This is a genomic window from Candidatus Pseudothioglobus sp. Uisw_016 (genome assembly GCF_048087635.1).
In the GTDB taxonomy this organism is placed as follows: domain Bacteria; phylum Pseudomonadota; class Gammaproteobacteria; order PS1; family Pseudothioglobaceae; genus Pseudothioglobus.
This window is the reverse complement of record NZ_CP159806.1, coordinates 1,382,175-1,402,036: the sequence shown is the minus strand read 5'-3', so window position 1 is coordinate 1,402,036 and position 19,862 is coordinate 1,382,175. Positions and strand designations below refer to the sequence as shown.

The following is a 19,862-nucleotide window of genomic DNA, read 5'->3' as shown; positions in this document are numbered from 1 at the left end:
GGTATTGACTATGTGGCAATCAATAGTAGACAGTATCCATAATTTAATTCCTTGGTTTGATGGCGGACTTGCAGACGTAATAATTATCTTAATCAAGGGCCTTGCCCTAATATTTCCATTAATAATTGCGATGGCATACATGACTTATGCTGAGCGCAAAGTTATTGGCTTCATGCAGCTTAGAATTGGTCCAAATAGGGTTGGGCCATTTGGATTATTACAACCATTTGCTGACGTTTTTAAAATGATGTTTAAGGAAATAATTTTTCCTACTAAGTCAAACATTTATCTATTTCTTTTAGCGCCTATATTGGCCTTTGTTCCTGCAGTAGCAGTTTGGGCAGTTGTTCCATTTGGAGAAGGCTTTTATATTGCTAATCTTGATGTGAGCTTGCTGTATGTTATGGCAATCGGTTCAGTCGGTGTTTACGGAATTGTTCTTGCAGGCTGGGCATCTAACTCTAAGTACCCACTTCTTGGAGCTTTAAGAAGCACAGCTCTGCTGATTTCCTATGAACTTGTAATTGGATTTGTTCTTGTAACAGTCGTAATGATTGCAAGCTCTGTTAATTTAAATACTGTTGTAGAAAAACAAGCCGGAGGAATAATTAATTGGTATTGGATTCCACTATTCCCAATGATGATAGTTTTTTGGATTGGGGCTTTAGTTGAAACAAATAGGGCACCATTTGATGTTGTAGAGGGCGAGTCAGAAATTGTTGGTGGTACGCATGTTGAGTATTCTGGAATGCCTTTTGCATTGTTCTTTATGGCAGAATATTTCAACATGATTTTTATGGCTATGCTGGCAGTTTTATTATTTTTTGGCGGATGGCATTCACCATTCGAAGGTATACCTCTTCTTGAGGGTTGGTTTGAGTTTGTTCCTGATTTATTCTGGCTACTCTTTAAGATGAGTTTCTTTTTATTTTTGTATTTTTGGATTCGTGCTTCCTTTCCAAGGTTTAGGTACGATCAGATTATGCGTTTATGTTGGAAAATTTTCTTACCCTTAACGATTGTGTGGATCTTTGTGGTTGCATTGATGACACAGCTTCATATAGGACCTTGGTTTTAAGGAGAAAAAGATATGATAAAAAAAGTTAAAAAACTAGTAAAAGATTTTGGTTTAGGCGAGCTACGAACTGGCCTTAAAGTGACTGGTAAAGAATTTTTAAATAATAATATTACGGTTCAGTTCCCAGAAGAGCGAACGCCAATTTCACCCAGATTCAGAGGCCTTCATGCTCTTCGTCGCTACCCAAATGGAGAGGAAAGGTGTATTGCTTGTAAGCTTTGTGAGGCGGTATGTCCAGCAAATGCGATAACTATTGATTCTGAAATGAGAGAAGATGGTACTCGCCGAACAACTCAATATGATATTGATCTTTTTAAATGTATTTTTTGCGGCTTCTGTGAAGAAGCATGCCCCGTTGATGCCATTGTAGAGACTCATATTTTTGATTATGCGTTTGAGTCAAGAGAGGGAAGTATTATTGATAAAAAAGGGCTTTTGGCTATTGGCGATGAGAATGAAAAAGAGATTAGCAAAGCCAGACTTGAAGACTCTAAATATAAATAATAGGTAGCTATGGAATTTTCATCAATTTTATTTTATGTCTTCTCCTTTTTCTTTATCGTTAGCTCGATAATGATGATTACATCAAGGAATACTGCAAAGGCTGCTTTATTCTTAATACTAACTTTTTTTAGTGCTGCTAGCTTATGGTTGCTTCTTGAAGCAGAGTTTCTAGCAATTACACTTATATTAATTTATGTCGGCGCCGTTATGGTGTTATTTATGTTCGTTATTAAGATGCTTGATACCGATAAATCTACTCTTCGAGCTCAGTTCACGCGCTATCTGCCATTGGGAATTTTTGTATCTATAATTGTGATTGCGCAAATGGTGCTAGTCCTTAATGCTGGTCAGTTTGATCTAGCAATGACTGGTGTTCCAGAAAAGCATGACGCTTCATATAGCAATATTACTGCCATTGCAGAGCAGCTTTATACAGTTTATGTGTACCCTTTTGAATTAGCAGCAATACTACTTTTAATCGCAATTATTGCAGCCATTACTCTTGTTCATCGAAATGAATCTAGAAGCAAAAAGCAAGATATTTCAGAACAAATTAATGTTCAGGCAAAAGATAGAATGAGAATGGCCTCTATTAAGCCAAAGTCAGCAAAGGAGTCAAAATGATAGCACTATCTGATTACCTAATTCTGAGCTCAATAGTTTTTTGTATCGGTCTAGCTGGAATCTTTATTAACAGAACTAATATCATTATGCTTTTGATGTGTGTCGAGTTAATTTTGGCAGCAGTTAATACTAATTTTATTGCCTTTTCATATTATGGCGGCGATCTTGCTGGACAAATATTTGTATTCTTTATTTTGACAGTTGCTGCTGCTGAAGTGGCTATAGGTCTTGCAATCCTCACGCTGATGTTTAGAAGTCGTGGCTCGATTGATATTGATGCAACTAATACGTTGAAAGGGTAGCTATGCTTAATATTTATTCTACAATTGTACTAGCGCCCCTAATTGGTTCAATCATAGTTGGACTTGCTGGGAATAGACTCGGACGAAAAGCTTCGCATTCAATTACGATTTTAGGGGTAGCAATCTCTACCGTACTATCACTTTATGTTTTTAATCATCACGTTCTAAATGATGGTGAAATTTTTAATCAGAACATCTATACATGGATGCAAATTGGAGGACTCAATATTAGTGTCGGCTTTTTAGTTGATAACTTGACCGCTCTGATGTTGGTGGTGGTTTCATTTGTTTCACTAATGGTGCACATCTACACTATAGGCTATATGCATGATGATAGGGGATACACTAAATTTTTTAGCTACATATCCCTATTTACTTTTGCAATGTTTACACTTGTAATTTCAAATAACTTTATGCAGCTATTCTTTGGTTGGGAGGCTGTTGGTCTGGTTTCATATCTTTTAATTGGATTTTGGCACCATAAGGAATCAGCAGTTCAGGCTAACTTAAAAGCTTTTCTCGTGAACCGGGTTGGTGACTTTGGTTTTCTTTTAGGAATTGCAATGGTCCTGATGTTTTTTGGTACTTTAGATTACGCCGAAACATTCAGTCAAAAAGATCAAATTATTGGACAAACTTTATTTGGAGGCGTCTCTGCTATAACGGTAGTCTGCCTTCTACTTTTTGTAGGAGCAATGGGCAAATCAGCACAGGTTCCTCTGCATGTTTGGCTGCCTGGCTCAATGGAAGGCCCTACTCCGATCTCTGCTTTGATTCATGCTGCAACAATGGTAACGGCTGGTATCTTTATGGTTTCCAGAATGTCACCCTTATTTGAGTTAAGTGATGTTGCACTAACAGTAGTCATGGTAATAGGAGCCATAACAGCCCTATTTATGGGCTTACTAGGCATTGTTCAAAATGATATAAAGAAAGTTGTTGCTTATTCCACACTCTCTCAGCTTGGTTATATGACTGTTGCTCTGGGAGTAAGCGCCTACTCAGTTGCAATTTTTCACTTAATGACTCATGCCTTCTTCAAAGCTTTGCTTTTTTTAGCAGCTGGATCAGTAATTGTTGCACTTCATCATGAACAAGATATTCGAAAAATGGGCGGCCTAAGAAAGAAAATGCCAATAACCTACGTTACTTCTCTTTTAGGTACTTTAGCTCTGATCGGCTTTCCTGGCTTCGCAGGGTTTTATTCAAAAGATATGATAATTGAGGCCGTTCATTATTCGGACCTACCTTTTGCTGGGTGGGTTTATTTTGCAGTTGTTCTGGGCGTATTCATTACTGCTTTTTATAGTTTACGACTATTATTTTTAGTGTTTCATGGTGAGTCAAGGCTTGATAGTCATACCCAAGAGCATGTTCATGAGACAGCTCCATCAATTACGGTTCCTTTAATATTACTAGCGATACCATCTGTATTGATTGGGTATTTTACAATTGAGCCGATGCTTTTTGGCGGGTGGCTAGAAAATGGAATATTTATTGATTCTTCTCATCTTGCCGTTTCAAAACTTGAGGATCACTTTCATTCAGCGTTCTCTTTGATAACGCATTCAGTCATGACACTTCCATTCTGGATGATGGTTGGTGGTGGTTTGGCAGCATGGGTTTTCTGCATATATCGAACTGACTGGGCAGACCTAATTCAGAGTAAATTTAAACGTATTAATTATGTGTTGAATTCTTTGTATGGTTTTGATCGATTTAATGAAATTGTCTTTGTTCGTGGATCACTGAAAATTGGTAATCTGTTGTGGAAAATTTCAGATATGGCAATCATTGATCAGCTTTTGGTTAATGGGAGTGCTAGATTCGCTCGTTACGTAGGCGCTTTTATTCGACCAGTTCAAACTGGGTATGTCTATCACTATGCATTTTTTATGATCATTAGTTTGATGTTTGTTTTGGGGTGGGTTCTTATTGCCTCAGATTATTCATTTTTTAGTTAAGGTAATAGTATGGATTCATTACTAAGTATTTTAATTTGGCTTCCTATATTAGGGGCTGGCTCAGTTCTATTTATAGGAAACAATAGAGCTCAACTTGCCCGCTGGGTAAGCGCTGCTATTTCTGTGATTGTTTTCGTCTTATCAATAAATTTATTTTTAGATTTTGACACTTCAACCTCCTCAATGCAGTTTGTAGAAAAGGTCAGTTGGATTACTCAATTTAATATTTTTTACCATCTAGGTGTTGACGGAATATCAATGCCACTAATTATTCTTACCACCTTTTCAACAATATTAGTAATTGTTGCTGGGTGGGAAGTTATCAAGAATAGAGTGGCAGATTATATGGCAGCTTTTTTAATCATGGAAGGCCTCATTATTGGTGTTTTTTCGTCAATGGACTCCATGTTGTTTTATGTTTTTTGGGAGTCATCACTAATACCAATGCTTTTAATTATTGGTGTCTGGGGTGGTCAAAATCGTGTCTATGCCTCGATTAAATTCTTTTTATACACTTTTCTAGGGTCAGTATTTATGCTGGTTTCACTTATTTATATGTACAATTTAAGTGGCTCATTCGCAATTTCTGAAATGTACACCTTGCCGCTTACTATGGCTCAGCAGAGTTGGATATTTTGGGCTTTCTTCCTTGCTTTCGCGGTAAAGGTGCCTATGTTTCCTGTCCATACATGGCTTCCAGATGCTCACGTCCAAGCACCAACAGGTGGCTCTGTAATCTTGGCAGCTATAATGTTAAAGATGGGTGGTTACGGATTTTTCCGCTTCTCACTGCCTATCACGCCGGATGCATCATCATCATTTGCAACTGTAGTAATCGTTCTCTCTTTGATCGCAATTGTTTATATTGGTTTTGTAGCGCTGGTTCAAAAAGATATGAAAAAATTGATTGCCTACTCGTCAATTTCCCATATGGGCTTTGTTACTTTAGGTGTTTTTGCGTTATTTTCTATTATGAAAATGGGATCAAATGGTGAGCTAATTTCTATTAGTGGTGCAAGTATTGAGAGTGCTTATCTTGGCTTAGAAGGTGCAATGATTCAAATGATTTCTCATGGCTTTATTTCTGCAGCAATGTTCTTAGTTGTTGGCGTGCTTTATGACAGACTTCACTCCAGAGAAATATCTACCTATGGAGGGGTTGTAAACTCAATGCCTAAATTTACAGGTTTTGCTGTTCTATTTGCAATGGCAAATGCTGGCCTTCCTGGAACTTCAGGTTTTGTCGGGGAGTTTATGGTTATTCTTGGAGCTTTACAAGCTAATTTTTGGTTTGCATTTTTGGCTTCAATGACTTTGATCATTGGCGCTGCCTATACATTGTGGATGGTTAAGCGTGTTTTTTGGGGGGAGATAACTAACCCAGAGGTAAGCACTTTGAGCGATATCAATTCTAGGGAGTTTGGAATCTTAGCTATTTTAGCTATTGCTGTATTATGGATGGGTTTATACCCACAGCCAGTAATTGAGGTAATGCATGCTTCCATTGTTAATCTTCTTGAGCAAGCACTTACAACTAAACTACCAGTTTTATTATGATGAACTTTAATTTTAATGTTGCAGAACTTCTCTTTGCTTTGCCAGAGTTGTTTTTATTATTTGCAATTTCACTTATATTATTATTTGACCTTTTTGTAAGCCAACGTTTAAAGCAATTTACTTATTACTTGACGCAGTTAGCACTTCTAATAACAGGCTTCTTGGCGTTTAATTTAATTGGCGAGAATGCAACGATTTTTTCTGGCACTTTTGTTCTTGATTCTTTAGGCTCAACTTTTAAAGTTTTCATACTTGGGTTTGCAATTATTGCCCTTGTCTATACTCGCCATTATCTTAAGGCGCATGAGCTTTTAAGAAATGAGTATTTTATTCTGGCAATGATGTCAATACTGGGAATGATGGTAATGGTTTCTGGACATAGCCTCCTTACTTTGTACTTGGGTTTAGAAATAATGTCACTATCGTTGTATGCACTTATTGCCACAGCAAGAGACAGAGCGAGTGCTATTGAGGCTGCCCTTAAATACTTTGTTCTGGGCGCTATTGCTTCGGGATTATTGCTTTATGGAATGTCCATGATTTATGGAATAAGTGGAAGCCTGGATATTTCCCAGATATCAAGTTTTGCAAGTGCCTCAACTTTGGGCTCTCAGCAAACATTAATTCTTAATTTTGGTTTAGTTTTCTTAGTCATTGGCATTGCTTTCAAGCTTGGAGCTGTGCCTTTTCATATGTGGGTTCCAGATGTATATCAAGGATCACCAACTTCAGTTACTATGTTTTTATCAACTGTACCAAAAATTGCCGCGATCGCATTACTGATTCGATTGTTAATTGATGGTTTAGGGGAGCTTCAGCATTACTGGGCAGATTTATTTATGATCTTAGCTGTCCTCTCAATTGCAATAGGATCATTAGTTGCATTAACTCAAACTAATATCAAACGAATGCTTGCTTACTCAACAATATCCCATATTGGTTTTGTGTTACTAGGTTTTGTTACAGGAGTGGTAGATGGTTATGGAGCTGCAGTCTTTTATGTGCTGGCTTATATCTTGATGAGTTTAGCGGCCTTTGGTTCAATTATTGTTCTAAATAGGAAGGGATTTGAGGCTGATCAAATTTCTGATTTTCAAGGTTTGAGTAAACATTCCCCATGGTTTGCATTAATTATGTTGGTGGTTATGCTTTCAATGGCTGGTGTTCCACCCTTTATTGGTTTTTATTCTAAGTTATTTATTCTTCAGCAAGTGGTTGCAGAGGGCTATGTAATTCTTGCTATAACAGCGGTAATCTTTGCTGTAATAAGTGCTTACTATTATCTGCAAATTATTAAAACAATGTATTTTGATGATGTAGATAAAGAGATACTGGTTTCTGCCCCGTTAGATATGAAGGTTGTGCTTTCTATCAATGGTATTCTTATTCTAGTCGTTGGCTTGATGCCAAGTTTCTGGATGGAGCTATCTGTTTCACTATTCTAAGTTTTTTAAAAAAAGACTGCTAAATTTTTATGTAGAATATCTCAATGATTATTGCACATCGAGGTATTTCATTTGATCTACCAGAAAATTCTTTACCAGCTTTCAATGCCTCTTGGGATAAAGGAGTGGATGGAATAGAAGGTGATTTCCATCTTACAAAGGATGGCGCCATTGTTTGTATTCATGATGATGATACTCAAAGAGTCTGTAATCAAAAATTAATTGTTAAAGACTCAACCCTTGAAGAGTTAAAGCAACTCAACTTATCTCATAAAATTTCTAATAATTTAAAAGTAAAAATTCCTACTTTAGCTGAAGTGCTTAAAGTGTTGCCTTCGGGTAAAAAAATATTTATAGAGATAAAGTGCGGTATTGAGATTATAAAGCCCCTAATTAAAGAGCTTTCTCAATCTGAAATACATACCGAGCAAGCTGTGATTATTTCATTTGATGAGAGAGTTATTAAGACTTTTAAATCAGCAGCACCTAATTATAAGGCTTACTGGTTATATGCATATGAGCCGTACTATGACTTAAATAAAATATTAGATGTACTGAATGATATTAAGGCCGATGGCCTCAGTTCAGATAATGAAAACTCAAAAGCTTTAATTGACCAAATTATGGATGCTGGCTTTGAATACCACTCATGGACAATTGATGATATTGATATTGCTAATAAATTGATTAGCTGGAGAGTACAATCTATCACAACAGATAATCCAGGCCAAATCCAAAATGAGTAATAAGATATTTTCAAGTGTTTTTACAGCAATTTTATCTGCCTTCTTTTTCTCTCTTGCAGCTACTACTGCTCCCTATTTCTATGGTGTTGGAGGAGGCGTATTTCTTCTTCTTTCTGTTCGCTATGTTAGTACTTTTATTTTTGCAAGTATTTTAAATAAATCACCTAAGAAAATTAAAAGCAAGGCAACACACATTAGATTAATATTAATTAGTATTTTTCAAGCGATTTTTATTGCATCGTATATGTATTCAATAAGCTTGATTCCATTAAGTTTAGCCGTAGTAGTGATTTATACTTTCCCAATTATTACCTTTTTTGTTAACTCAATACTTAAGAGTAGATCTATTGATTTTTTATCAGCTGCCGCACTTCTTGTGTCATTATTTGGCATTTGGATTTTAGTTCAAGGAGATTCAAGTGATTGGAATTTATGGGGCGTTTTTTGGGGCCTTATTGCTTCTCTTGCCCAGGTTACTGTAAATATTTTATCTCGTCATAAAAGTGTAGAGTCAGGATGGGGCCTAATTCAATATATTATGGTATTGCCTTCAGTAGTTTTTGTGTTGATATATTTTATAATCACTTTAGAACCTATAGCTTCAGTATCTTCAGAGATGTTACTTTGGAGTATTCTTTCAGCAATGGGGATGACTGGAGGTATTTACTTTTTCTTTAGGTCAATATCAATTATTGGACCTGTGCGAACCTCAAATGTGATGTACTTAGAGCCTATTTTTACTATTATTTTAGGTGTAATTCTTCTTCAAGATCTGCTGGGTATGAATCAGTGGCTTGGTATGTTTATTATTTTTACTGCAACAATCTCACTTGAGAGGTGGGGTAAAAAATATAATTAAGTTAAAGAAGTAAAATATGAAGATATTAATTGCACCTGATTCTTTTAAAGAAACCTTAACAGCTTCTGATGCAGCAAATGCAATTGAGGAAGGTTTTTTAGGTATTTTTCCAGATGCTAATATTTTAAAATTACCAATTGCTGATGGTGGAGAGGGAACAGTTGACGTCTTAGTTACTGCTACTCAAGGTAAGTATTTTTCAACGAAAGTGTCAGGCCCCCTAGGAGAATATATCAATGCCAAGTGGGGCATGCTCGGCAATTCAAAAACAGCAGTAATCGAAATTGCTGAAGCTTGTGGCTTGCACCTAGTTCCACTTAAAAAAAGAAATCCAATGAATACCTCTAGTTTTGGAGTTGGTGAGCTCATACTTGCTGCAATTGATGAAGGTGCTGAGCATATTATTATTGGTTTAGGAGGGAGTGCAACAAATGATGGAGGAATGGGTTTTTTAGAGGCAATTGGAATTCAATTTTTAGACTCTTTTGGTAAGGAACTCACTGGAGGTGTAGAAAGTTTAAATACACTTTCAGATATTAATATTACTTCTATCGACTCACGCCTCAAAGAAGTCAGTTTTGAGGTTGCATGCGATGTGGACAATCCTCTCATTGGACAGCAAGGCGCATCAGTTATTTTTGGATCTCAAAAAGGTGCTGATGAAAAGATGATTAATCAATTAGATAATCTATTGAGTCATTACTCTAGAATCGCTTCCAGTAAATTAAATAATAATCTCTCAATGCAGCCAGGGGCAGGTTCAGCAGGTGGCATAGGTTATGGTTTTCTTGCTTTTTTAAAGGCGGATCAAAAAAGTGGAGTACAAATTATTCTTGAAAAACTTAATTTTGAGCAACATCTATCAACTTCAGATCTTGTAATAACAGGCGAAGGTAGGTTTGATAGTCAAAGTCTTAGAGGTAAAGCTCCAATGGGAGTAATTGATTATGCAAGAAAGTATAAATGCAGTATCTTTGTCATTGCAGGTAGTGCAGAGGATGATGAAATACTTGAAAATAAATATGATATCGACAAGGTATTTAGTATTATTTCTAAAGACCTATCATTTGAACAGTCAATTGCAAATCCCAATGATAGTCTAATGGCTACTGCAAAAAAAGCAGCCCAGTACTATAAAAAATATTATTTAAATCTTTAATATCCTAGATCAGGGTTTATTAAATTATTTAATTTTTCATCAGCAATGTATCTTTGCATATTCATTAGAACGAGCTCAAGCGTTAGAGGAATATATGTATCACCATCATCAGCAGATATATGCGGCATAACCATTAAGTTCGGTGTGTCCCATAATATTGAATTTGAAGGGAGTGGCTCAGGATCAAAAACATCAATAATAGCAGCCTTGATGTGACCAGAATTTAAGTTCTCTACAAGAGCGTCATAGTCCATTGTAGCAGCCCTTCCAACATTAACAATACCTACTCCTGGCTTCATTAATGATTGACGCCTTTTATCTAATAAATTAAATGTTTCAGTTGTATTCGGTGTAGACATAAAAATGTAATCAGCTGCAGGGAGTACTTCATCTAATTTATCTACCTTAACCATTTGATCGACGCCTTCTAAAGGCATTCCATGACGACTTACCCCAATTACTTTCATGCCCAATAATTTGCATTTTTTTGCAGCAGCATGTCCTATATTGCCTGTACCTATAACCAGCAATGTCTTACCTAATATTGGAGATGAATAGAGAGATTCCCAATGCTTGTTTTGTTGATTTTGAATGATTTCAGGGATATGCGTATGCAGCATTAGCACACTCATTAGACCAAACTCCCCTGCTTTTGCTGAGTGCACGCCCCGATTATTAACAACTGAAACGTGTTCTGGCACCCAGTCCATTGGACATAAATGTTCTACCCCTGCACCAATAATATGAATCCATCGAAGTTTAGGCGCAATTTCAGCAAGATTCTCAGTAGGAAAATCCCAGCACACAAGAACCTCAGCAGTCTTCATGGATTCATAAAAGTTCTCTAAATCCCAATCAAAAATTGGCTCAATTTTGTTTTTTAAATCCGGGTAGCTTTCAATTGCATTATCAAACCTTTCTTTGGTAATAGCAAAAACACTTTCCCCTTCAATAGTTGGTGGGAATGAATCAGGGTCAGCATGATTACTCTTAAAATGAACTCTAATTTTATTATCACTTGCCATAGGTATTTATTTATTGGTATTTGAAGTTTCTCTCGATTGTATTTCTTTTAATTTTTTCGTAACTATTTTAACTCTCTCTTCTTCAACCTTTCCATCGACTTCAAATTGAATTTGAACGAATTCATGTGCAAGTTTACTTAAGAAGGAATTGTCTTCCAAATTACTTGCTGGAATATTAAGGACAGAATCACCTCCATAAGTTGGAACTGGCAATCCATTAATGCCACTTGCTAGATAAGGTTTTTTGCCAGAGGCAACAGTTTTTATTTGCTCTCTAATTCTCTGACGCATCATTGCAACTCCTTGATCACTGGGTAATAAATTTTCATTTTTATGAATATTTATTGGACCCATTCCTTCGCATGCTTCTCGGTCTGCAGGAAATCTTTGACGTTCTTTGTAGGGGCGATCAAAAATTTCACCCTGTTCAATTAGTTCAGGACCCTCTGGAGTGTTAAATTCCTGTGGATCTCCTCTCTCCCCAAAATTAGCCCAGGCATAGCAGATAGTTGTTTCATCGTCGATTGGAACAACCCATCGTGTAAATGAACTTCTACCATAGTGTATTTGCTTTGTTCCATCTGCAGCAAAAGCTGCACCTGCTTGAGTAAAGTTTGGCAAAACAACTTCGTTAATCCTAAACCAAATATTGTCACCAACTCTCCTGGTATTGCAGCCTAAAATCCAACTATCACGCTCAAAAAAATCAATCTGTCCAACTTCTCCAAAGCCTTCTGAAAACTGTTGTCGACTCATATTTGAATGAAGGAAAGAGGTGTGAATTGGATCAACTATAGCATCCAAAACCTGCAGCCAGTTGCAATTGAAGGGTGCCTTATAGGGCACCATTTCCATATCTTTAAAATTTAGGCTGTCATACATTGGGAATTCGGGTTTTTCATCAATTGGCCCAAGATAGGCAAAAATTAAACCTTTAAATTCATAAGTCGGATAGGCGCCAAGTCGAACCCTCTGTTTAATAATGTCAGCTACATGTGCAGGCTGCCCAGGAACATCTAATAATGTTCCATCAATGCCAAAGTGCCATCCATGGTAGCAACATTGAATTCCTGTTTCTTGACAAATACCAAATTCAAGAGAAGCTTGCCTATGGGGGCATTGTTTATGAACCAATCCTAATTGATTGCTTTTGTCTCGAAATAGAACAAGTTCTTCACCCAGAATTTTTATTGTTACAGGAAGATCGTCGAGTTCAGAAGAGATAAAAACTGGCTGCCAGTATCTTCTAAGGTATTCACCTGCTGGCGATCCAGGACCAATACGTGTAATTTCATCATCAACATCTTTTGAGTGGATTAATCCATGCCCTGAATATCCTTTCAATTCAACCTCGAAGTCACTTCCTTTAATGCCCATATTGCATCCTCTCCTGATTAAAAGTGTTAATGAAAGTTACAAATCATACCAAATTAATACGAATGCTAACAGTAAATAATTTTTATGATTATTACATATTAATTATTTTTAATTGAATAAATAGCTGTATTGGCAACTTATTCTTTAATTTATTACATTTAATGTAATAATTAGGTTTATAATTTTTCTCATTATCATTTGTTTCATTTATTTTTTGAGGTATTACAATTAATAAACTTGACATGTCATCTTTTTTTGAGAAAGGCAAGCTTAAGCATGGACTGCCCTCATCTGCCTATACTAGTGCTGATTTTTTTCGCACTGAGTGCGATACCGTGTTTACCGATAATTGGGTTTTTGTAGGTTTTGCCCATGAGCTAAATGAGCCAGGGGATGCAAGACCAATTATGGTTGCTGGTCAGCCAGTAGTCTTAATTAAAAATAATGAAGGAAAAATTTCAGCTTTCCATAATGCATGCTCTCATCGATGCTTGAAGTTAGTTGATGAGCCAATGAATGTTGGCAAGATGTTATCTTGCCCCTACCATGCATGGACGTACAGTCTTGATGGTGATCTTTGTGCTACGCCGTTCTTTGGTGGCAAAGAGCATCAGCCAGAAGGCTTTGAAATGTCAAATCATAATCTTAAATCAATAAAAATAGCTATTTGGCAAGATTGGATTTTTATTAATTTAAGTGGCAATGCTGCCAATTTTGAGGATTATGCAGCGCCACTTATTCAAAATTTTAGTGATATAGATTTTCAAAAAGTGAAGCCTGTAGCTACTTTGGATTTTGGTGAGATTTCTACGAACTGGAAATTTCTTATGGAAAATTTTATAGAGCCTTACCATGTTCAATTTGTCCATCGAACAACAACAAATCAGCCTCTTGAGGATCATTACACAATTGTTGATGGCGTTTGCCTAGGAAGCGCTATTGATCTAGATGATGATGATAAGGTAAAGGGGAGTTTGTCTGTAAGTTCAAGATACTTAACTCTTTTTCCAAATTTTATAATTGGTCGTTATGCTCCGGATCAAATTGGAGTCTATTTGAATGTTCCAGTTGATGAAGGTCATACGCACCAAAAAAGGGTTATCTACACCACAGAAGGCGAGAGCGTTTCAATTAAAGAGGTTGATGAAATGAAAAAGCTATGGTGGGATGTCCACAAAGAAGATCATGCAATTTGTGAAAGGATGCAGCTTGGGAGAGCGTCTCCAGTTTCAAAAGATGGCGGTATGTTGTCACCTCACTGGGAAGATAGTGTTCGCGCTTTTCAAGAAATGATTGCAGAAGCCGTTACTAACCCACCAAAAAATAATACATAAAGGAGAATTTAATGACCGATACAAGTTTTAATAGTGACTTTAGATTAGCACATACGATGATGAGAGTTCTTGACTTAGAAAAGTCACTTCATTTTTATTGTGACATTTTAGGTATGCAAGTGCTAAGGCGAACTGATTACCCGGGGGGAAGATTTACAAATGCATTTGTAGGTTATGGTCCTGAAATTGAATTTCCTGCACTGGAGCTAACCCATAACTGGGATCAAGAAGAGCACTATGACAAAGGTAATGGATGGGGGCACATTTGTATTGAAACGCCAGATGTATACAAAGCTGTTGAAGACCTAGAAGCTGGAGGTGCCAAAATCATTAGTCCAGCTAAACCTATGAATGCTGGAACTCGAATACTTGCATTTATTGAAGATCCAGATGGATATGTCGTAGAACTTAATGAAAAACTTAACTTAACTTAAAAAGGGATAAAAATGAGTAATAAACCACAACTATATAAATTCGGTGACATTGAGCACCGTTTACACACTTTAGAGCCAGGACAAAGCTATATCAAGCCTTTTGTTACTAGTGCAGTTAGTGATACGATGTGCGGCGGTTTGAATTTTTTAAACCAAGTATCTGTACCATGGGAGTTAACATGCGATGAGATTATTTATTGTATGGAGGGGACGTTTAGATTAACCTGTGATGGCGAGTCTTATAACTGCAATCCAGGTGATGTCCTTTATATCCCTAAAGATAATTCTATAGCTTATGAGTGTGATGAAAAATGCGTAATATTCTATGCTGCTTATCCTCATGACTGGAAGCAACAAGCAGGAATTACTTTTGTGCCTGGAATAGATCCAGAAGACATGCCTCAAAACTAGGATTTAAATGAGTAATTCAAGTAATCGTATAGTGCACCTAAGTCAATCTAATGATAGTAATGATAGCGATCAACTTCCGCGTGTTCCAACTAGGGATACGCTAAAAGATAAATTGAATCAACGAATCATTGATATGCTTGAGATTGATGGACGAAAGCCATTTAACGAAATTGCTAAGTCACTGGAAATCTCTGAAGGGACTGTTAGGAATCGTGTGAATCGCATGAAAGATGCAGGTGTCTTGCAAATCAAAGCATTGGTAGATCGCTCTGCTATAAATTATGCAACAGATTCGATGCTTGGAATAAAAGTTGCTTCAACTTCTAGCCCTACTGAGGTTGCTAAACGTCTTCAAGATTGCAATGAAATAGTCTTTATTATCTGGGTCACAGGTCGATATGATCTTTTAGTAGAAATTGCCTCTGAAGGAGATGAGACCCTTACTAGGTTTCTAGATGAACATTGCTTTAATAACGGTGATATAAAGGATGTTGAGGTAATGAAAGGCCTGGCAACATATAAAAATCAATTTTTATTAAAATCGCAAGAAAAATTATAAATATTTAATAAATTCATAAATAAGGAGAAGAATATGGCAAAGATTTATCACACAACAATGGCAGATGCCCTGCCATCAAAGAAACGTGTTGCACAGGAAAAAGCTCGATTAGAAAAAGCAGGCGTAAAGTACATTCTGTCGTGTTGGATTGACATGCTTGGCCTTCCTAAAACAAAGCCAATTCCTATGAAGGAGTTTGAGGCATTGTGTGCAGGAAAGGGCCCTCAATTTGCGGTTCATTCAGTTTCTTTTGTTCCTGAATTAGGGCCTAATGACTCAGATCAAATCCCTGTACCTGATTTAGATAGCTTGGTAATTTGTCCATGGGATAAGACGTGCGTATGGGTTTTTTCAGATTTATGGTGGGAAGGCAAGCCTTATAACTTGTGCCCTCGTCAAACTCTTAAAAGAGCAGTACAAAAAGCAGATGACGCTGGATATAAAGCTTTTTGTGGTATTGAGCCAGAATTTATTGCGATGCGATGGGAAGATGGTCAGCCTGTTAAGGCTTTTGATGATGATCCATTACCAGGTGACGGCTTACGTCCTCGCAGACAAGCTTTTGGATACGATGTCGAGTATTCAATTGACTCAATGGAATTCCTCAAAGAATTAATTGATACTGTTAATGATTTAGGCTGGGATATGAAGGATGTGGTTTGTGAGGGCGCCTACTCACAGTTTGAGCTTGACTTCACTTATACAGATATTCTTCAGATGGCAGATCGATTAGTTTTCTTAAGGGTTCTTCTTAAAGAAGTTGCTAAAAAGTATGGGATGTTTATTACCTTTATGCCAAAGCCAACGATTGGTGATTGGAGGTCTGGAGCGCATATTAATTTTAGTATGACGAGTAACTCGGATAACAAAAATGTTTTTGAAGGTAAGGATGGAAAATTCTCTGATACAGCTTATCATGTAGTTGGTGGATTGCTAAAGCACGCAACAGAAATTACTGCTATTGCATGTTCAACGGTAAACTCATATAACGGTTTAGTTCCAATAGTTGGTGGATTTGAAGGAGGAGTCTATACATGGGCGCCGACAACAATGGCCTATGGAGATAATAATCGATCTTGCATGATTCGACTTCCTCAAAACCGATTTTGTATCGAGAATCGTGCTGCTGACATGTGCATGAATCCATACCTATCCTTAGCACTTACAACAGCTGCAGCTTTGGATGGAATTGAGAATAAGATTGATCCAGGCGATCCTTTAAATATAAACTTGTATACATTAAGCCCTGAAGAAATGAAGGAAGCAAACATTAAATCTTTACCTCGTAATCTTTTAGAGGCAATTGAGGCTTTAAATGAGGATGATTTTGCAAGAGAGGTTTTAGGTGATTCAATGCTCCTTCAATTTTTCTCTTATAAGAAAGATGAGTGGGATCGATATCATCAGGCTGTTACAAACTGGGAAGTTGAGGAGTTTTTAAGGCTCTATTAAGCCAGATTTTTTATCAAAAGATAATAGATAAAAGCGTTAATCGTTTTTTTTCATTTAAACTATTGCCCTTGAGTTCATGTCATGCATGAATACAGGGGCTATAATAATTTTTTGGAGTTTTTATGTGTGGAATTGTAGGACTTTTTATTAAAAATCAAGCTCTAGAGTCTCAATTAGGTGCGCTTGTAGCACCAATGCTCAGTGAGATGACTGAGAGAGGGCCAGATAGCGCAGGTATTGCCGTTTATCGTAATCCTCAAGAGAATGGCTGTAAGATTACTGTCCTTGCTCAGCACCAAGACTTTGATTGGGGTGCTTTAGAGGCTGCAATAAGTAATCATTTTTCTTTAAGAGATATTACAGTTACCCGCAATCATGCAGTTTTGAGTCTAGATTCTGAAATTGATGATGTTCAAGTTTGGATGAGAGATAACTGGAGTGATCTTAGTATTACAAGTGCAGGAACAAATATTGAGATCTTTAAAGGTAAAGGTAACCCAGCTGAGTTTATTGATCAGTTTGATATTAAAAGTATGACTGGCACTCACGCACTTGGACATACCAGAATGGCAACAGAAAGTGCAATTACAACAGAGCACTCCCACCCTTTCTCAACTGGCCAAGATTTATGTCTTGTGCATAATGGCTCTTTATCAAACCATAACAGATTACGTGAAACTTTACGAAAAAAAGGTGTTCATTTCAAAACCGATAATGATAGCGAAGTTGCTGCTGGATATTTGAGCTGGCGCTTAAGTGAGGGGGATGATCTAGATCAAGCCTTAAATCATGCCATAGAGGATTTAGATGGATTCTATACCTTTGCAATTGGAACCAGAGATGGTTTTGCAGTTATGCGTGATCCAATTGGCTGTAAGCCAGCAATTATGGCAGAAACTGATGATTGGGCTGCGATGTCTTCTGAATACCGTGCTATTGCAACTTTGCCAGGCGCTGAAAATGCGCGCATTTGGGAGCCTGAACCAACTCAGATTTATAGCTGGAAAAGGAGTTAATAATGACTGAAATTAATTTAGAAAAAAGCACTATTAGAGAGCTTAATGAAGCATTGCAGGCAGGTTCATCTGGCGATAAATTTTCTGTAAATAATACTGTTGGAAAGCATGCTCTTTCAGTTGGTCTTACAACAATGGTAGATGTTGAAATTAATGGACATGTTGGCTACTATTGCGCTGGGATGAATCAACAGGCCAATATAATAATTAATGGAAATGCTGGGCCTGGCTTAGCTGAAAATATGATGTCTGGTCAGGTACGTGTTACTGGAAATGCCTCTCAATATGCTGCTGCAACAGCACACGGTGGACTATTAGTTATTGAGGGAGACTCAAGTTCACGATGTGGAATTTCGATGAAAGGTGTAAATATTGTTGTTGGCGGTAATATTGGACATATGAGTGCATTTATGGCGCAATCTGGATGCTTAGTCGTTTGTGGAGATGCTGGAGATGCTCTAGGTGATTCAATTTACGAAGCCAAAATTTATGTTCGAGGTAAAGTCAAAAGCCTAGGTACAGATTGTATCGAAAAAGAAATGCGAGATGAGCATAAGAAAGAGCTTCAGCAATTACTAAGCCAATCAAAAATGAGTCATGGGGTTGAAGAATTTCGACGTTATGGTTCTGCGCGCAAATTATATAATTTTGACATTGACCAAGTCGATGACTACTAAGGAGATCAGATTATGAGCAAAGATAATCCAACATTAATAGAGTCTGCAACTTTTCCTCGGCATGTGATTGCGGAAATTCAGCGTGCAGCTAAAACAGGAATTTATGATATTCGTGGATTTGGTGCTAAAAGAGATATTCCTACATTTGACGATTTAGTATTTCTTGGTGCTTCAACTTCTCGCTATCCATTAGAAGGTTATAGAGAAAAATGCACAACTGAGGTCATTTTAGGTAATAGGTTTGCAAAAAATCCTATTCATTTAAAAACACCAATCACAATTGCAGGCATGAGCTTTGGCTCCCTTTCAGCTCAAGCCAAAGAATCGCTTGGAAGAGGCGCGACTATAGCAGGCACTAGCACAACTACAGGGGATGGCGGAATGACTCCAGAAGAAAGAGGGCATTCTAAAACTTTAGTTTACCAATACTTGCCTTCAAGATATGGGATGAATCCAGATGACTTAAGGAAGGCTGATGCAATCGAAATTGTTTTGGGTCAGGGTGCAAAGCCAGGAGGCGGAGGCATGCTATTGGGGCAAAAAATTTCTCCTAGAGTAGCACAAATGCGAAATCTTCCAGAAGGAATAGATCAGAGATCTGCTTGTCGTCATCCAGATTGGACGGGTCCAGATGATCTTGAAATCAAGATACAGGAATTACGTGAAATAACAAACTGGGAAAAACCGATCTATGTCAAAGTTGGAGCGACGCGAGTTTTTTATGATGTCACCCTTGCTGTAAAGGCAGGCGCTGACGTTGTTGTTGTTGATGGCATGCAAGGAGGAACTGCAGCAACACAAGATGTTTTCATTGAGCACGTTGGAATACCGACGCTTCCAGCAGTTCGAATGGCTGTTGAAGCTCTCCAAGAAATGGATATGCATCGTAAGGTACAGCTAATCGTTTCTGGTGGTATTCGAAGTGGGGCAGATGTTGCAAAGGCCTTAGCTTTGGGTGCGGATGCAGTTTCAATAGGTACTGCTGCATTAATTGCTCTGGGCGACCAAAGCCCTGAATTTGATGATGAGTATAAAGAGATAGGTTCAGCAGCAGGTTTTTGGGATGACTATCAGGCGGGAAATGATCCAGCTGGCATTACGACTCAAGACCCTGAGCTTGCAAAGAGATTAGATCCAATTCTAGGTGGCCGCAGACTTGCGAATTATATAAATGTTCTTACGCTTGAATTGCAAACATTGGCCCGGGCATGCGGTAAGAGTCATGTGCATAATTTAGAGCCAGAGGATATGGTAGCATTAACTATGGAGGCAGCTGCGATGGCTGGCGTTCCCCTAGCTGGTACTAATTGGATTCCAGGTAAGGGTGGAATATAATTAC

Annotated in this window: 20 protein-coding genes; 18 read left to right on the top strand and 2 right to left on the bottom strand. The window is 37.5% G+C overall.

The genetic code is table 11. The annotated features are described in order from the left end of the window. The first annotated feature begins 10 nt into the window (after positions 1–10). Genes nuoH through ABXT69_RS07045 form a run of 10 tightly spaced genes read left to right on the top strand, consistent with a single transcriptional unit; the run spans position 11 to position 10,238 of the window. On the top strand, positions 11–1,078 hold the full coding sequence (gene nuoH / locus ABXT69_RS07090; RefSeq protein ID WP_416677619.1) for an NADH-quinone oxidoreductase subunit NuoH: 1,068 nt from the start codon (positions 11–13) through the stop codon (positions 1,076–1,078). A 12-nt stretch (positions 1,079–1,090) separates the two neighbouring features. Further along, positions 1,091–1,582, top strand: a complete 492-nt coding sequence (gene nuoI, locus ABXT69_RS07085) for an NADH-quinone oxidoreductase subunit NuoI (RefSeq protein ID WP_416651468.1) — start codon at positions 1,091–1,093, stop codon at positions 1,580–1,582. Between the two features lie 9 nt (positions 1,583–1,591). Then, positions 1,592–2,206, top strand: a complete 615-nt coding sequence (locus ABXT69_RS07080; RefSeq protein WP_416651466.1) for an NADH-quinone oxidoreductase subunit J — start codon at positions 1,592–1,594, stop codon at positions 2,204–2,206. Beyond that, positions 2,203–2,508, top strand: coding sequence for an NADH-quinone oxidoreductase subunit NuoK (nuoK, locus tag ABXT69_RS07075; protein ID WP_416651464.1), 306 nt, complete (start codon positions 2,203–2,205; stop codon positions 2,506–2,508). Before ABXT69_RS07080 ends, nuoK begins: the two co-directional genes overlap by 4 nt. 2 nt (positions 2,509–2,510) lie before the next feature. Then, positions 2,511–4,472 carry an NADH-quinone oxidoreductase subunit L gene (nuoL, locus tag ABXT69_RS07070; protein WP_416677617.1) on the top strand — a complete coding sequence of 654 codons (1,962 nt, stop codon included), beginning with the start codon at positions 2,511–2,513 and terminating at the stop codon, positions 4,470–4,472. 9 nt (positions 4,473–4,481) lie between these two features. Further along, positions 4,482–6,029, top strand: a complete 1,548-nt coding sequence (locus ABXT69_RS07065) for a complex I subunit 4 family protein (RefSeq protein WP_416677616.1) — start codon at positions 4,482–4,484, stop codon at positions 6,027–6,029. Then, complete coding sequence (nuoN, locus tag ABXT69_RS07060) at positions 6,029–7,474, top strand: NADH-quinone oxidoreductase subunit NuoN (RefSeq protein WP_416679579.1); 1,446 nt, start codon at positions 6,029–6,031, stop codon at positions 7,472–7,474. The genes ABXT69_RS07065 and nuoN overlap by 1 nt, the downstream gene beginning before the upstream one ends. Positions 7,475–7,518: 44 nt before the next feature. Continuing rightward, positions 7,519–8,220, top strand: a complete 702-nt coding sequence (locus ABXT69_RS07055; protein ID WP_416677615.1) for a glycerophosphodiester phosphodiesterase — start codon at positions 7,519–7,521, stop codon at positions 8,218–8,220. Next, positions 8,213–9,079 (top strand): DMT family transporter, encoded by an 867-nt coding sequence (locus ABXT69_RS07050; RefSeq protein ID WP_416677613.1) that lies wholly within the window; start codon positions 8,213–8,215, stop codon positions 9,077–9,079. Before ABXT69_RS07055 ends, ABXT69_RS07050 begins: the two co-directional genes overlap by 8 nt. A gap of 16 nt (positions 9,080–9,095) precedes the next feature. Next, the gene (locus ABXT69_RS07045; RefSeq protein ID WP_416677612.1) at positions 9,096–10,238 is read left to right on the top strand and encodes a glycerate kinase; all 1,143 of its coding nucleotides are present in this window, start codon (positions 9,096–9,098) and stop codon (positions 10,236–10,238) included. Here ABXT69_RS07045 and ABXT69_RS07040 read toward each other — a convergent pair. Together ABXT69_RS07040 and ABXT69_RS07035 are read right to left on the bottom strand one after the other, a co-directional pair. Next, on the bottom strand, positions 10,235–11,263 hold the full coding sequence (locus ABXT69_RS07040) for a D-2-hydroxyacid dehydrogenase (RefSeq protein WP_416677610.1): 1,029 nt from the start codon (positions 11,261–11,263) through the stop codon (positions 10,235–10,237). The two genes, ABXT69_RS07045 and ABXT69_RS07040, sit on opposite strands and share 4 nt — an antisense overlap. Positions 11,264–11,269: 6 nt before the next feature. Next, positions 11,270–12,640, bottom strand: a complete 1,371-nt coding sequence (locus ABXT69_RS07035) for a Rieske 2Fe-2S domain-containing protein (RefSeq protein ID WP_416677608.1) — start codon at positions 12,638–12,640, stop codon at positions 11,270–11,272. A gap of 242 nt (positions 12,641–12,882) precedes the next feature. Here ABXT69_RS07035 and ABXT69_RS07030 point away from each other — a divergent pair, with 242 nt between their 5' ends. From ABXT69_RS07030 to ABXT69_RS06995, 8 genes are all read left to right on the top strand, one after another. Continuing rightward, positions 12,883–13,974 carry an aromatic ring-hydroxylating oxygenase subunit alpha gene (locus tag ABXT69_RS07030; protein WP_416651448.1) on the top strand — a complete coding sequence of 364 codons (1,092 nt, stop codon included), beginning with the start codon at positions 12,883–12,885 and terminating at the stop codon, positions 13,972–13,974. Between the two features lie 11 nt (positions 13,975–13,985). Next, on the top strand, positions 13,986–14,408 hold the full coding sequence (gloA, locus tag ABXT69_RS07025; protein WP_416651446.1) for a lactoylglutathione lyase: 423 nt from the start codon (positions 13,986–13,988) through the stop codon (positions 14,406–14,408). 12 nt (positions 14,409–14,420) lie between these two features. Next, positions 14,421–14,819: a cupin domain-containing protein gene (locus ABXT69_RS07020; protein ID WP_416651444.1), complete on the top strand. Its 399-nt coding sequence runs from the start codon at positions 14,421–14,423 to the stop codon at positions 14,817–14,819. Positions 14,820–14,826: 7 nt separating this feature from the next. Continuing rightward, entirely contained in the window at positions 14,827–15,378 is a 552-nt protein-coding gene (locus tag ABXT69_RS07015; RefSeq protein WP_416651442.1) for an Lrp/AsnC family transcriptional regulator, read from the top strand. A gap of 33 nt (positions 15,379–15,411) precedes the next feature. Next, positions 15,412–16,830: a glutamine synthetase family protein gene (locus ABXT69_RS07010; RefSeq protein WP_416677605.1), complete on the top strand. Its 1,419-nt coding sequence runs from the start codon at positions 15,412–15,414 to the stop codon at positions 16,828–16,830. 122 nt (positions 16,831–16,952) lie between these two features. Then, on the top strand, positions 16,953–17,846 hold the full coding sequence (locus tag ABXT69_RS07005) for a class II glutamine amidotransferase (RefSeq protein WP_416651438.1): 894 nt from the start codon (positions 16,953–16,955) through the stop codon (positions 17,844–17,846). Between the two features lie 2 nt (positions 17,847–17,848). Beyond that, complete coding sequence (locus tag ABXT69_RS07000) at positions 17,849–18,523, top strand: protein glxC (RefSeq protein ID WP_416677603.1); 675 nt, start codon at positions 17,849–17,851, stop codon at positions 18,521–18,523. A gap of 12 nt (positions 18,524–18,535) precedes the next feature. After that, a complete protein-coding gene (locus ABXT69_RS06995; RefSeq protein ID WP_416651434.1) occupies positions 18,536–19,858 on the top strand; it encodes an FMN-binding glutamate synthase family protein in 1,323 nt (440 codons plus the stop codon). Positions 19,859–19,862 lie beyond the last annotated feature (4 nt).

Excerpts from the sequence above, each read along its gene's own strand:
- nuoH (WP_416677619.1), top strand. The coding sequence starts at position 11 with ATGTGGCAATCAATAGTAGACAGTATCCATAATTTAATTCCTTGGTTT.
- nuoI (WP_416651468.1), top strand. The coding sequence starts at position 1,091 with ATGATAAAAAAAGTTAAAAAACTAGTAAAAGATTTTGGTTTAGGCGAG.
- ABXT69_RS07080 (WP_416651466.1), top strand. The coding sequence starts at position 1,592 with ATGGAATTTTCATCAATTTTATTTTATGTCTTCTCCTTTTTCTTTATC.
- nuoK (WP_416651464.1), top strand. The coding sequence starts at position 2,203 with ATGATAGCACTATCTGATTACCTAATTCTGAGCTCAATAGTTTTTTGT.
- nuoL (WP_416677617.1), top strand. The coding sequence starts at position 2,511 with ATGCTTAATATTTATTCTACAATTGTACTAGCGCCCCTAATTGGTTCA.
- ABXT69_RS07065 (WP_416677616.1), top strand. The coding sequence starts at position 4,482 with ATGGATTCATTACTAAGTATTTTAATTTGGCTTCCTATATTAGGGGCT.
- nuoN (WP_416679579.1), top strand. The coding sequence starts at position 6,029 with ATGAACTTTAATTTTAATGTTGCAGAACTTCTCTTTGCTTTGCCAGAG.
- ABXT69_RS07055 (WP_416677615.1), top strand. The coding sequence starts at position 7,519 with ATGATTATTGCACATCGAGGTATTTCATTTGATCTACCAGAAAATTCT.
- ABXT69_RS07050 (WP_416677613.1), top strand. The coding sequence starts at position 8,213 with ATGAGTAATAAGATATTTTCAAGTGTTTTTACAGCAATTTTATCTGCC.
- ABXT69_RS07045 (WP_416677612.1), top strand. The coding sequence starts at position 9,096 with ATGAAGATATTAATTGCACCTGATTCTTTTAAAGAAACCTTAACAGCT.
- ABXT69_RS07040 (WP_416677610.1), bottom strand. The coding sequence starts at position 11,263 with ATGGCAAGTGATAATAAAATTAGAGTTCATTTTAAGAGTAATCATGCT.
- ABXT69_RS07035 (WP_416677608.1), bottom strand. The coding sequence starts at position 12,640 with ATGGGCATTAAAGGAAGTGACTTCGAGGTTGAATTGAAAGGATATTCA.
- ABXT69_RS07030 (WP_416651448.1), top strand. The coding sequence starts at position 12,883 with ATGTCATCTTTTTTTGAGAAAGGCAAGCTTAAGCATGGACTGCCCTCA.
- gloA (WP_416651446.1), top strand. The coding sequence starts at position 13,986 with ATGACCGATACAAGTTTTAATAGTGACTTTAGATTAGCACATACGATG.
- ABXT69_RS07020 (WP_416651444.1), top strand. The coding sequence starts at position 14,421 with ATGAGTAATAAACCACAACTATATAAATTCGGTGACATTGAGCACCGT.
- ABXT69_RS07015 (WP_416651442.1), top strand. The coding sequence starts at position 14,827 with ATGAGTAATTCAAGTAATCGTATAGTGCACCTAAGTCAATCTAATGAT.
- ABXT69_RS07010 (WP_416677605.1), top strand. The coding sequence starts at position 15,412 with ATGGCAAAGATTTATCACACAACAATGGCAGATGCCCTGCCATCAAAG.
- ABXT69_RS07005 (WP_416651438.1), top strand. The coding sequence starts at position 16,953 with ATGTGTGGAATTGTAGGACTTTTTATTAAAAATCAAGCTCTAGAGTCT.
- ABXT69_RS07000 (WP_416677603.1), top strand. The coding sequence starts at position 17,849 with ATGACTGAAATTAATTTAGAAAAAAGCACTATTAGAGAGCTTAATGAA.
- ABXT69_RS06995 (WP_416651434.1), top strand. The coding sequence starts at position 18,536 with ATGAGCAAAGATAATCCAACATTAATAGAGTCTGCAACTTTTCCTCGG.